Origin of the sequence: Segetibacter sp. 3557_3 (assembly GCF_004354985.1) — a bacterium.
Classification (GTDB): Bacteria; Bacteroidota; Bacteroidia; order Chitinophagales; family Chitinophagaceae; genus Segetibacter.
The window spans coordinates 317537-330921 of record NZ_SMSK01000005.1 but is presented as its reverse complement, the minus strand read 5'-3'; the positions used below and the strand labels follow the sequence as shown (position 1 = coordinate 330921).

General features: G+C 46.7%; 7 protein-coding genes. All 7 read right to left on the bottom strand.

The window, feature by feature from the left end:
* Positions 1 to 288: 288 nt before the first annotated feature.
* A complete protein-coding gene (locus EXU57_RS10890) occupies positions 289 to 1410 on the bottom strand; it encodes a DUF2891 domain-containing protein (RefSeq protein WP_133268228.1) in 1122 nt (373 codons plus the stop codon).
* Positions 1411 to 1416: 6 nt separating this feature from the next.
* Positions 1417 to 2997 (bottom strand): glycoside hydrolase family 105 protein, encoded by a 1581-nt coding sequence (locus EXU57_RS10885; RefSeq protein WP_243745568.1) that lies wholly within the window; start codon positions 2995 to 2997, stop codon positions 1417 to 1419.
* A 426-nt stretch (positions 2998 to 3423) separates the two neighbouring features.
* Positions 3424 to 5220, bottom strand: coding sequence for a RagB/SusD family protein (locus EXU57_RS10880; RefSeq protein WP_133268227.1), 1797 nt, complete (start codon positions 5218 to 5220; stop codon positions 3424 to 3426).
* A gap of 74 nt (positions 5221 to 5294) precedes the next feature.
* Positions 5295 to 8480 (bottom strand): SusC/RagA family TonB-linked outer membrane protein, encoded by a 3186-nt coding sequence (locus EXU57_RS10875; protein ID WP_133268226.1) that lies wholly within the window; start codon positions 8478 to 8480, stop codon positions 5295 to 5297.
* A gap of 32 nt (positions 8481 to 8512) precedes the next feature.
* Entirely contained in the window at positions 8513 to 9952 is a 1440-nt protein-coding gene (locus tag EXU57_RS10870; protein WP_165958103.1) for a fasciclin domain-containing protein, read from the bottom strand.
* 169 nt (positions 9953 to 10121) lie between these two features.
* A complete protein-coding gene (locus tag EXU57_RS10865) occupies positions 10122 to 11807 on the bottom strand; it encodes a fasciclin domain-containing protein (protein ID WP_133268224.1) in 1686 nt (561 codons plus the stop codon).
* 15 nt (positions 11808 to 11822) lie between these two features.
* A complete protein-coding gene (locus tag EXU57_RS10860; RefSeq protein WP_133268223.1) occupies positions 11823 to 13337 on the bottom strand; it encodes a RagB/SusD family nutrient uptake outer membrane protein in 1515 nt (504 codons plus the stop codon).
* Positions 13338 to 13385 lie beyond the last annotated feature (48 nt).

The following is a 13385-nucleotide window of genomic DNA, read 5'->3' as shown; positions in this document are numbered from 1 at the left end:
CCGTAAAAGTGAGTGACACAACCGGAGCTTCATAGTTGTTCCACTGCCGGTCGCCAAAAGATTTTTTACAAAAAGCGGTATGCAATTTATTTGAGCAATAACATTCGTTTGATCAAACTATGCGCAAATACCGGGTATGGAACTTTGCGTTAAGTGCGTCAACCCAACCTTTGGCCAAGCAACAAGAGGATAGGTAAAACCACTTGTCAACTTATCAACCACTCAACTTATCAACTTTCCAAACTCCAAACTAATCAACCTGTCAACTAATCAACTTCTCAACTATCCTCAATTCCCAACCCCCGCCGACATATCGAGGGCGTACAACATAAACGACGCCAGCCAATGTTCGCCCCCATAGTGACCTGAGGCGATGTTGGGAAAAGCCGCGCTGAGTTGCCCGTGTGCCGACTGAACAAAAAGTTTATGCAGTGGATCGGTTTTCGGCAAAGCCTGCGCTATACCGAACATACACCAGGCCCGGCTAAAGTTTAAACCGTCGAGGTGCACCAGCTGCAAGTCGGTCCGGTCGGTAACGGCGATTGGCTTTAAGATGTTAGCAGGTTTTGTTTCAGCGATACGCGGAAGGAAGTTGTTGATCCATGTTTTAAATTCAGCCCGGCTCAATACCCTGCGCATAAGATCAGCCTCTTCAAGTGCGGGCGACAGAAAATCTGAACCGCTGGGCTCCCATTCCAGGGGTGCTTTGGTGTCTTTTAAAAAGTAGTCGCGGCTTCTTAGTTCAACGATCCGTTTGAGCGTATCGTTATTGGTGGTGTTGGCATAATCGTGAACAAATGCAAGTGCAAATGCGGTGTTGGGGTGCATACCCTGCCGGATAGGATAAGTTTGTTTTGGCAAAAAAGCGGCTGTACGTTTTATGATCAGGTCGGTTAGTGGCTGCAGATTTTTCTCCCATTGTTTCGCCTGCGCATCATTCCAGGTGTGCAGCTCTTCGGCAAGTTTCAGCAGCCATGCCCAGCCATACATACGTTCATAGGTAGCGTTGATGGGCAGCGCAAAATATTGTCGTTCTTTCTCGATGTTTGCCGCACTCAGGTTTTGATTCAGCACCTGCCGTATCAATGCCGCATTCGACAGGTCGGGAAATTTTTTTAATAAACGCACAAGCATCCAGTGACCATGTACCGATGAGTGCCAGTCGAAGCACCCATAAAAAGCCGGATGCATTTGTTGCGGCCCCTGTGCATCGGCCGGCTTTTCCAAAATGTTCGACGGTTTATTCGGGTATTCCTGGACAACACATTTCAGCGGATAAGCAGCGAGTTGTTCGGCCACAGCTTTGGTAAGGCTAAGCTCCTTAACTGCATTGTTATTGGAACTTTGTGCCAAACCTGCAGTGGACAATATTGCCAGCATCCAGGGTACAATGACCTTTTTCTTAAACATAGTATCTTATTTCGACTGGTCGGCCATTAGGGCACTGTCGTTAATACCCATATTGTTGTTCTTCAATAGCTGGATCACTTCTGCGCCTGCCAGCAGTACGGGTCCATAGCCATGTGCAGCATAAACGTTTATCGGGCGGTAGTAATAAAATGCAGGGTCAAAGCCCATCCCGGTGCCAACACAGGTACCTTCAACCTGGCCCTTGTCGTTAACCTTTGTGGTAACAGCGTTCCAGGCAAGTATTGCCATAGGTGCATAAGCTTTTGCATCGAGCCATTTGTTGTTTACTCCCCGTGCGATACAATAGGCGTATATGGCAGTAGCTGATGTTTCCAGGTAACTATCGTTTTTGTCGATCAGCTGATGCCAGAAACCCTTGCCGGATTGGTAAGCAGCAAGCCCTTTTGCATGTGCCTGGAACTGCTCTAACACCGCCTTTCTACCTGAGTGATTTTCTGGCAGTACGTCCAGTAGTTCAACCATGGCCATTAAAGCCCAGCCATTGGCACGCGCCCAGTGAAACTGTGGGTGTACCTGCATGTCCTGAACCCAGCCATGCATGTACAGGCCATTACTGCTGTTAAACATGCGTTTTGAAAACTGCAGCACCTGCTTCACCGCGTCGTCGTAATACTTTCTGTCACCGGTGAGCTTTCCAGCCTGTGCAAGCGCCGGAACACTCATGAACATATCGTCGAGCCAGATGGTATTGGGCAATGGCCTGTTACGTGCAAGGGTGCCATCTGTAAGCCTGAATTCTTTTGTGCTGATGTAGTTGATAAAATTGTCGATTGCTGGCCGGAGGCTGGGCTTACCACCAGCACGCAGTGTTTTTATCATCGCTGCACAAATAGCGCCCGCATCGTCAAGCGCATGTGGACTTACCGGCTGGCGCAGGGCATTTGATGCTCTTGGAAATTGATCCAGCAAACTTTTAAATGCGGGCGCAGCATCGGCAATAAACTCCAGCCTTTGTTTGGTGTAATTGCTATACCGCTGATCGCCGGTTGTTTCGGCCGTGCGCAACATACCGGCATAGGTAACCCCCCATTCGTAGCTGGTTAACCTGAAGTCGCCCTGCTTGAGTGCCCAGGTGGTGTCTGCCTTTGTGCCGGTGGTTACAACCTCGCCTGTTTTCCTGTTGACAAACTGTGCCGGTGTGGTAGCATCCAGATATGTAAATACCTTATCGAGTACTGCCTTTACCTGCTCCGTTTTTGGCGCACCATAGGGAATGTCATAGTCGGGTTTCAGCAGGTGCAGGGGAGTAGTAACATCGTTTGCTTTTTGTTGGGCCACGGCACAAAATGGGGCTGCAAGTACTAAGCTATAAGCTAGTGCGCTGCATAGCACTTTCATTCTTTTGGCACCGGCAGAAACATTTTGTGCAGCCCCGGTTGCCACGTCCGCCCGGCTGTAAACTAATTTTGACGAAAGCTTCAATAGCCATTCGGATGGGCTCGGTTCATCGGTATTATTCCAGGGCAGCAATGGGTTGCCAGCTGGAGTTGCTTTAGCGATACCGGAAATGATTCCTGTATAGGCTTTATAAAAAGGCTGAAGAGCTGGGGTAATTTTCTGACACATGGCAATCGTTTTTAGAAGTATGAAAGGTATGTAAGTCGTCCAATTAATACGGATGTCGAATAAACAATAATATTTTTCAAGCGTCGTCCTGTTCCATCCTGAAAATGGGGATTGGGGAGTTGGTATTGAGGTATTGGGTATTTAGGTATTGGGTATTAGGGTATTGAGGTATTGGGGGAGAGTTGATAGGTTGATTGGGGGTAAGGTATTGAGGTATTGGGTATTGGGGGAGAGTTGATAAGTTGACTGGTTGATAGGTTGATTGGGGGTAAGGTATTGAGGTATTGGGTATTGAGGTATTGAGGTATTGGGTATTTAGTGAAACCAATGTCACGTACGCCTGGCGTTATGATGGCCTGGAATAAACGATAGAAAACAACAAAGCCGCCAGGTTATGGCGGCTCGTTTTTATTCCTACTATATTCCTTACTGTAATTTAAAAGGCAGGTACCAGTTTTCTTTATTCATCAGTTTTGCCCGAACTGCCGAAGCATCGCCCACATTGTCTTTCCTGAGCTTATCATAAATTTTGTCGGCAAGAAAAGCCGGATCATTTCTTCTCAGTGCTATCCTCAACAGGTCGGCCCAACGTGTTCCTTCAAATGCATTTTCGAGTGCCCCTTCATTGATGAGGCCATTCTCCAATTGGATTAAACTGTCGGCACCGGCAGGAACCACGAAATCGGTAACGTTGGCACGACGCCTGATACCAATATGGCGATACCAGTCACTTCTGTACCGGGGTATCTCACCAAAACGGGCGTCGAAGTTATAAGGTGCAGGGTAGGACAATGTGTTCATCCAGTTTGTCATATCCGTAATTGCCGGGGTAACGGGAACGGTTACCGGTGGAGGCGGAGGTGCAAATGTGCCCGGAACCCCGTTGTTCAAGAAGGCATAGGTCAACTTGTGAAAGCCTTCGCGATTTGCAGCCTCTGCAAAACGCAGGTGTAAATGCGTTTGGCGGAACAAAAACCACTTACCATTTTTTGCCAAAGGGTTTACCGGTGCATTTGTAGCGTGGCTGATGTAATTGTACAGGTATTTCATAGCCACTTTTTGACCACCGATATCCCGAACGCTTAACAATCCCCTTGCATCGTAAGGTATGCCGGTAAGCCCACCTGCAACAGCAACAGGAACTTGTTGTTGACTGTTCCAGTTGTCTAGAATCGATTGCGAAGGCTTTACCAGGTAATCTCCACCAATAGGCGAGAATAATCTTATGAGTGGGTTCTGTGGACTAAACTTGCTGTCATATGGCAATGCCCATATCCATTCGCGGCTAAAACGGTCATCCGATGCTTCAAACATCGTTCTCCAGCCATCGGCATACAGGAGTGTGGAGGCATCACCGGCCCTGCTATAACTTACATACAGGTTGGCATTGCCTGACCAGCCGAGCTTATACTGTGCGTAATAGTTTTCACCCTGGGTACCTACAGTTGCTATTTCCATTACTTCGCGGTAGTAGGTTGCAGCCTTCCTATAATTGCCTTTCCATAAATGTAAATCGCCCAGCAGCACTTTTTTGTTGATGAAAAATCGTTGGGTCTGGTACGCATCAAGTGTATAGTTCAGCGAGGTACTGGTGGTTGTAGTAGTAGGATCTGGAGGATACACTTCTTTAAAAGGTATCTTGTCGGTAAAGTTGATCAGGCTATCAAGAAGCACATCAAATGTAAGCCGTGGAAAACGACTGATGTCATTCGCATCCGTAACCGTCTCTAACGCATCCGTAACATATGGAACCTGGCCATAGTGTATACCCAATTGCAGGTACAGGAAAGAACGAAGACAGGCAATATCCGAATAGCGTTGATTATAATCCAGTTCATTCAACGCATTCTTTTGCCGCATGATGTTGAAATTTTTGAGTACATCATTGCAATTGATGATGAGCTCGTAAAAAGGGCGCGGGTTGGCATAAGGGTTATCCGCGCTGACCGAGTGTGTGCTCACCTGGCGGAGATATTCGTCGGCGTTCTGGGTATATTGCAACAAGTCGCCCCTTAGTTCATTTAGTATCACGTAGCGATCGGCAAGAGCCATGAACTTTCCATAGATGCCAATCACCGCACCATTCGCATCATACACATTCCGGTACATCTGGCTTGCATCAAGGTCAATGCCGGGCTTTAAGTCAAATTGTTTTTTACATGAAACCAATCCCGCAAACATCAGCGTAGCTACGATCAGTTTCTTTATGTTCAATTTCTTCATATTACAAGTACTTAGTAGTTCTTATTATCAATCTCACGAGTTGTTCAAAAAGCGTTTGAGAGAATAACCCATGGTTAAAGTCCGAGCCTGATGCCAAGTGTTATGGTGCGGTACAATGGGTCGAGGCCGGTATCTATCCCTTGTGAAAAAATGCTTTGTGTTGCACTGAATTCAGGATCGAAACCCTTGTATTTTGTAAGGGTAAATAAATTGTTGGCGGTTGCGTAAACCGTTGTGCTTTTCAGGAAGCCTGCGGCCTTCATGGGTACGCTGTATTGAAGCGAGAGGCTCCTTAAACGGATGTAAGAACCGTCTTCTATCCAGCGATCGCTAAAACGGCTGTTGCCCATGGGATCGCCCCAGCTTGCTCTTGGGGTGTTGGTTACCTGTCCGCTGCCGCGCCACCGGTTTGCTACACTTACCAATTGGTTTTCGATACCATTTACCGACTCCAGGCGGTACCGAACGTAGTTGTATACATCATTGCCCTGGCTAAAGGTGAACAATGCATTAAGTTCAAAGCGCCGGTACATGATACGGTTACTAAAGCCACCTGTAAAGTCGGGCATTGGATTGCCGATAACAACGCGATCATTTTCATCGATGATCTTGTTTCCATCCACATCTGTAAAGCGAACGTCGCCACCCCTGAAAGCAACAAAAGATCCGTCAGGGTTCTTTTTTGTTAAACCAGCGGCATCAGCATCGGTTGCAAAAACCCCGTTTGTTTGGTAACCATAAAATTGGTTGGCTGGATCGCCAACGCGTGTAAGGATAGTGCCCCCTGCATATTCTGTAGTTAACTGGTTGCCGGGTATTGCAAGCATTTTGTTTCTATTGGTAGCAGCGTTTATACCGGCATCCCACTTAAAATCCCTTGTGTTAACCGCGCGAATGTTTAAGGATGCTTCCAAACCGGTGTTCTGCATCTTACCCTGGTTGGTAAGGATGCTAGTAAAACCCGCTGTGGTATTCAGGGGTTGGTAAACCAACATATTATCGGTTACGTTTTTGTAAGCATCCAAACTCAGGCTAACCCTTTCATTCCAAAAAGCGAGGTCCAGGCCAACATTAAGTTTTTTGCCGGTCTCCCATTGTAAAGCAGGGTTAGCGATGCCTTTGCGCACGAGGCCCTGTGCGCCCAGGAGGTTTTGAGCGGTGTAGGTTTGCCTCGCGCTGTAGTTGCCAATATCATCATTGCCGGTAATGCTATAGGTGGCTCTTAGCTTCAAAAGGTCAAAGGGCGAATGCGCCATAAAGTTTTCGGATGAAATGAGCCAGGCGAGTCCAACAGAAGGCATTACCGCAAACTTATTACCGCCGATGTTAATACCATTAACTGCCTGTTTGCCAAAGCGAGAAGATCCGTCCATAGCAGCGTTCAGGCTTACGAAAAGCTTGTCCCGATAGCCATAGTCACTACCAACATAGGCGTTTAACCAGTTCCAGTCACCTATTCCGCCACCCACAAGCCTTAACGCATTTAATCCGTTTTGAACGCTTACAAGGTCATCTGTTGCAGAGTTAAAGCCCAATGAAAAGTCTTGCTCAGACTTATTCGCCTGGTAACGCATACCTATTCTTGCACCAACCTTATGTATCCTGCTATACGTTCTGTTGTATTCCAGCCGGGTATCATTGTAAAGGGTAAACAGCCGTTTTACCTGTGTTCCCATCCTGCTTTCTGCAATGGCATTCGACAGGGTGTCTTCTGCAACTCCTTTGCGCGGAACAAAGAAGTTCTCGCGCACTTTATCGTAAACGATACCAAACAGGGTACTGGCCTTTACATACTTTGAAACCTGGTAGTTAAAACCAAAGGTTCCCATAAACCGGTAGTACTTATTGTAAGCAAGCATATTGTCGATAATCGACGACGGGTTGCTGATACCAAGTGTGTCGCGGTCAGCAAGGTTGGGAGACTCTACTCCTTCATTGTTGACTTCCTTATCAGACAAGAACGGGGCTTTTACAAGGGAAAGAAAGAGGGGAGCGGTTTTATCCGACATGCCCTGATCTTTCAGGTTTTGTTCGTTATAACTGAACGACAGGTTTGCAACACCAGTAAACTGTTTCGAAAAATTAAACTCGGCGTTAAAGCGGGTATTATAGCGGGTGATGTCAGTTGATTTTATCGTGCCTTCATCACGGGTAAAACCCATGCTTAGTCCATAAGTGGCAATGTTATCGCCCCCGGTAACTTTTAAAAAGTAGTTTTGGTTCAAGCTGTTTTGAAGCACTTTCTTTTGCCAGTTGGTATTGTAGTGATATCGCGCATAATTAGCCTGGTTCGGATCATCATTCATATAAGGCTGAGCCTGTATCTGGGCAGGTGTTAAACCTTTGCTTTGCAGCATTTCGCTCAGGTAAACCCGGTAATCTGCAGCTTCCATAACCGGTAGGGTTGATGGTGCCGTATTAAAGCCGGTATAAAGCGCGAAGTCAATTTTAGTGGCCTGGGTTTTTGCTCTTGCCGTGGTAACGATGATGGCTCCATTTGCTCCTTTGGTGCCGTAAATGCTCGAAGCATCCTTGAGCACGGTAATGTTATCGATGTCTTTGATATCGATCAGGGCCAATGGGTTTGTATAGTTGTTTGCGATGATACTTTCTCCATACTCATTCGCATCGTAGATCATGTTGTCCACAACAATCAGCGGCTTGTTGGTAGCGTAAAGCGAATTGTATCCGCGCAGCACCAGGTTTGCACCAACCCCCGGAGTTCCTGAGCGCCTGATGGCGTTTAGTCCCGCTATGCGGCCCTGTAACACGGCATCGGTTAATTCCGAAGGCTGGGTCCAGGCGGATCCAACGGTATACTGACCTACTGCTGCAGTAACCGCTGTTTTACTAACCGGGCCAAAAGGCATCGTTACATTTTCGTGAATGGATTCATGGGCTTCATCCAGAAGTTCAACATCTATCGTGTTGAGGCCCCTCAAGGGAACCCTGCGGGTGTCGTAGCCTTCACTTTCAATTAAGACTGTTGAAGTATAGGAAGGAACGTTAAGGGTAAAGCGACCGGTTGAATCGGTGATGGAAGCGGAGAAGTCTTCTACCTGTACACGTATACCCGACAGGCCTTTATGTGTAACCGCATCTTTAATGACTCCGTTAACAGGCACTCCTTTGTTTGCCCTGGCGATATCCAGTTTGATGGTGTCACCAGCATTTCTATTTTGAGCAGCCACCGTTCCTGACGCAAGTACGAACATCGACACTGCAAGCAACTTTTTTATATCTCTACGTATTATAAGCATTATCTGGTAGGGTTTCAGAAAGAATTAAAAGGTTATAAAACAGGCTCTAGCCTGATATAATCGCACACGATCGGGTTTGTATTTGCCGTAGTCGTGTTAGCTGCAGTGAGGAACAGGTTGAGAAATGGCATATAGGTGGTGCTAGAAAACTCGCCAATATAAATTTCGCGGTAATCGTTTACTGCTACGGTAATGTAGGGCAGTACTGTTGAGGTTGGAGATCCGATACCAAGCTTCTGTGTAAATGTTGCCGTGTTATTATTGATGTTGTCGTGCAGCGCAACCCAATATGCCCTGAACTTAAGCGCAGGTACATTGGTTAAACGATAGTTGAGGTTGAACATGGCCAGGCCGTGATTAAAAACCAGCACGTCCCTGAATTGCTGGCCGGTGAGCGGGTTGAACCGGTCGCGGAAGTAAGTATTACCGCGGCGGTCTGCGCTTGATCCGCGATAACTTTCTGCTTCGATGATATATTGCTGAAACTTGTCTTTGGGCCTGACGTCAACACTTCGCATGATGTAAACAATACCATTGCTGACTTTAACGGTTTGCACAATAGCGCTTTTGTTGATGCCTACTTTTACGTTGAACTTCGATAAGAGTGTATCTGGTAAAGTTGATTGCGGGTAATAACCTTCTACAGCCAGGTCCTTTACGATTGCAGAATCGGCCAACCGGGTGGTACTGTCAGCATCGCCGGTAATAAAGAAGGGTTTGTATTTATTTTCTTCCGAATCCCATGCAGCATCGCTTAACATAAAAAAAGTATACTGCTTGCTTTCGTTGCGCAGGTCGTGTACGTCGCGCCAGAAAATGTTGGTCCTGATTGAGTCGGTACCCGCCTGGTAAATGGGCAACCCGGTTGCAGGATTGATGCCAATCTGAACGGCGTTGGCGGGATTAAATACGTTGCGAAACAACGAAAGGAGGTAGGCCTTTTGTTTGGCCGGTGCCAATGGACTTGTTTCAAGAAACTCCCATGCACTGGGAAGTGCGGGAAGCATTTTGTCAAGAACCTGCAGGTAACCGTTTTTCGTATACTGGTCTGCAATGGTGATGTTGGCGTCCTCCAGGAGTTTGCCCTGGAGATTATTGTACTTGCCATTGAGCATCTGCAATCGAACCGGGGTTGTTGTGGTCTGATAAAGTTGGTTGGCAATATGGTTGCCTACAAACATGCGCAACCTCGCGGAGTCATTTACAATTGCCGGATCTAAAGTTGATAGCGCCGTATTTGTAGGGGCAAACACGGTATAGGTTTTAGAAGAGGCAATTACCTTATCGTAACCCGATTTGGTTAGCAATTCGGCAAACTTGCTGAGCGCTGCATTTTCGCTGATCTGCTGAAACAGATCTTTTCCAACCATTGGATCTGTGAGCGAATTATGGTCGTCCCACTTGTTACAACCTGGCAGTAGCAGGCCCGTTATCAACATAAGCTGAAGTACACCCAAAAATTTTCTTCGCATTATCACATTTTTATTATTCATGCCGGTAAGACAAAGGCTATTTGCCCACCCCATGTTGCTGTATCGATAGCAGCAGTTATCAGGAAATTGAAATGAGTTCTGCCCTCCTGGCTGACCTGATCTAAAAAAATAAACTTGATGTCTGACAGCCGGTAAGCTTTGTTTTTAACTACATGAAGATCTTAGTGCCATCAGGTCTGAACCTCGGCAAAATCTGGTTTTCGTCTATTGGAATAAAGTGTACCATATCAATGTGGGTTACGGCTCCTGAACCTGATTTGGGCTCAAGCCTGAAGGTGTGGCGTTCGGTGGTTTTGATATCCACGATGCCTACCATGCGGCTGGTGAAATTGCCTGAAGTATTTTCAATGTAACGCTTCCATCCTAATGATTCAAGTTCGGCATCTGATCCGGCGGGCCTGAACTCGGTGAAGTTTACGGGCCGTTGCATTGTTTCTCCGTTAATCTTCACATCACAAGACGATACCGTTCCCGAACCTGTACGAACCCTGTAACATACCCAAACCTTATACCTGCCTTTTATGATAACAGGGGTTTTGAATTCGACCCAGGCTGAACGATTTGGGGGCCCCATAGCAATGGTGAACACATCCTGGTTATTGGCAAAGTTTGTAACCGATCCTGAGCTTGAGAATTCATACGTCTGCGTTCTGCTGGCGTCCTTATACTCCCAGTCAATATCCTTTATCGGGCGGTCTGCTTCATTTTGCTTTGTAAACGGGTAGCTCTGTTTCCGGTAGTAGGCAGTTAATTTTCTGATTTCATCAAATGCGGCAACATCCCAGTACAAGGCAGTCGGCTTCCGGAATTTTGCGGCAAAATGGGCGTTGGCGGTATGCCATACGCCGTTTGTTGCAGAGTTGTCACTGGTGTTCCTGATGAGCAGAATTCCTGGTTCTACCTTTTCGTCGAAGACATCTTCATTAACCACCACTTCCTGGTTGATAAGTTGTACGCTGATCACCTCCTGTGGTTGCAGGGTCAGGTGCGAAGGAGCGGTAATGATGTCGCCTAGAAATTTGATGCCATCCAAGATGTGGTAGGCAACATAAAGGTTAAGGCTATCCAATGCGTTTGCCGGGTTCCCGGTATTTGAATAACGTGCTTTCAGGGCTGCGTAAGAAGTTATTCCGCTGTCGCGAAGCGCTTTATTCGTTTCTGCAATTACAGTTTTCCATCTTTTCGCAGTGTCCTGGTCCACCGTGTTTAGCATATCATAATAACCGGTCTCTCTTAGTGCCTGCACAAAAATGGAATAATCAGGATTCGCTTCCAGCTGTTTTGCAATCGTCACTTTTGCCGGCATCAGCACATTGTCAATTACATGAATAAGGCCGTTGCCTACCCGTATGTTCGACTGCTTTACTAGTGCCTGGCGATTAACACTGTAGCTTGCCTGTGAACCGACGACACTAACACCGGTTATGAGAAACTGGCCCTGCATTGTTGCAACAGGTAGTTTGCCATCGGTGAATGAACCCGTGCCCACGGTATCAACCAACAGGTGAAATTTTACGAGCTCTTTCAACGTATTCAGGTCAGCGGCTTCAACCGATGGCGCACCAACAGAAGCAAGCCATGTGGTAACCCCACTGTTTGTTGGCGCAAAACAAGTGTATGCTCCGTAAGCATTCAGGAATGAACTGGTCTCCGTTCTGTCGAGTATTTGCCTGAACAGCGAAAATGAGTCGATGTTTTTATCGAGGTAGCCAACAATGTTTACATCGTTGGTTGTGTTAAAAGTAATGTCCTGCTTTTTACAACCAGCCAGGTAAATTCCCGCAACTACCACGATCGCGAACAGGCAAATCCAGGTTGTTATTTTATTCATCATAGAAAAGCTTTTTAGTTATTTGTAGAACGGGTTTTGTTCCAATAGTTTGTTGGTCTGTATCTCGTAGAAATATATCGGGAAGTAGTGACTGTTTTTATCGCGAAGCTTGTTGAAAGCAGCCTGCCTGCGCTCACCCGAAATGCTTACTGCTGCCATGTTGAGCAATAAGTTTAATTGTTGGTAATTGTTTCGCTTTGCATGCCGCAATACATCGTACCAACGTTTTCCCTCAAAAGCAAATTCGCGTTGTCTTTCTTCAAGAATAAACAGGGTCATACCACCTTTACTGGTGCTATCCATTGTTTTCAGATCAACCGCGTTTTGCTGGGTGTTCAAACCAATAACGGCACGGTTGCGTACTGTTTTAACAATACGGGAAGCTTCGAGTGGCTGATCCAGTTGATTGATGGCTTCTGCTTTCATCAACAGGATGTCTGCGTAACGGTAAAAAATCCAGTTTGCAAATGACTGATCAGGGCTTCTTACATTATCCCCGTTGATATCGGCACCAACATATTTCCATATCGTAAAATCAGTGCCCCGGTAAGAAGTAAGATCGCCTCGGACATCAAAAATCGGGGTAGCATTGGTTGCATCAACTCCGTAGACTTCGTCGGTAAGGTGTTGTGCTGCTCCCCAGCGACGGTTTTGAGGCGTGTGCATATTGAAGAATGGATTCAGGCGCTGAACATCGTACTGTAGCTCGAATATGCCTTCGCTGGAATTGCCGTTGAAGAAAACATTGTTAAAGTAGACGGCTGCGTTTACCAGGCCGAACTGTCCCGAGTTGATGACCTTGTCGCATTGCGCAACAGCCTCGGTATACTTATCCATCCACAGGTACACGTCAGCAAGCATTGCATTAACCGCAAAGCGGGTAACACGACCCTTGTCGGTGGTAATATTGCCGTATGAAAGCGGGAGTTTTGTTTCTGCTGAAGTTAAATCTGAAACGATCTGGTTGAGTACGGTATCCCTTGATGATTTGGGTATTGATACAATATTTTGATCGCTTAATGTAGCATCCAGTTTCAATGGCACTTCCCCAAAACTACGTACAAGATAAAAATACATGAGTGCACGAATGCTCAGTGCCTGGCCCACCGCCTGGTCGAGCTGAACCTGGGAAAAGGTAGGGTCTTTCTGAAGCACTCCTGGCGCTAACTGGAGAACCGTATTGCAATAGTTGATGGTCTGGTAGAAAGATCGCCAGTTGACATATTTGTTTGTGGCCACCATGTTGAGGTTTACCATATCCTGTTCGTCCTGGTCGGCCCTGAAACCCGGGGCTACCATGTCGGCCCTGGCTTCTCCCCACAGGAAAAAATATTCAGGCAGGGCACGGTCGCCGCTTGTACTTGCCTGCATCGACGAGTATATACCCGTAACTGCTGCCTGCACCTGTTCTTTGGTGTTCCAAAACTCATTGCCTACAATACCATCCTGTGGTTTTAACTCCAGCCATTTGTTACAGGATCCCAATCCTGCAACAAGGCCGATGAGCAAGGCCCCTATAAAAATTTTCTTCATTATCGGTGATTGTTTATCATCATCGCTTCTAGTCGTGAAGCGTTGAAC

What these genes read in the sequence shown, in the direction of transcription:
- EXU57_RS10890 (WP_133268228.1), bottom strand. Translation starts at nt 1,410, where the DNA reads ATGTTTAAGAAAAAGGTCATTGTACCCTGGATGCTGGCAATATTGTCC.
- EXU57_RS10885 (WP_243745568.1), bottom strand. Translation starts at nt 2,997, where the DNA reads ATGTGTCAGAAAATTACCCCAGCTCTTCAGCCTTTTTATAAAGCCTAT.
- EXU57_RS10880 (WP_133268227.1), bottom strand. Translation starts at nt 5,220, where the DNA reads ATGAAGAAATTGAACATAAAGAAACTGATCGTAGCTACGCTGATGTTT.
- EXU57_RS10875 (WP_133268226.1), bottom strand. Translation starts at nt 8,480, where the DNA reads ATGCTTATAATACGTAGAGATATAAAAAAGTTGCTTGCAGTGTCGATG.
- EXU57_RS10870 (WP_165958103.1), bottom strand. Translation starts at nt 9,952, where the DNA reads ATGCGAAGAAAATTTTTGGGTGTACTTCAGCTTATGTTGATAACGGGC.
- EXU57_RS10865 (WP_133268224.1), bottom strand. Translation starts at nt 11,807, where the DNA reads ATGATGAATAAAATAACAACCTGGATTTGCCTGTTCGCGATCGTGGTA.
- EXU57_RS10860 (WP_133268223.1), bottom strand. Translation starts at nt 13,337, where the DNA reads ATGAAGAAAATTTTTATAGGGGCCTTGCTCATCGGCCTTGTTGCAGGA.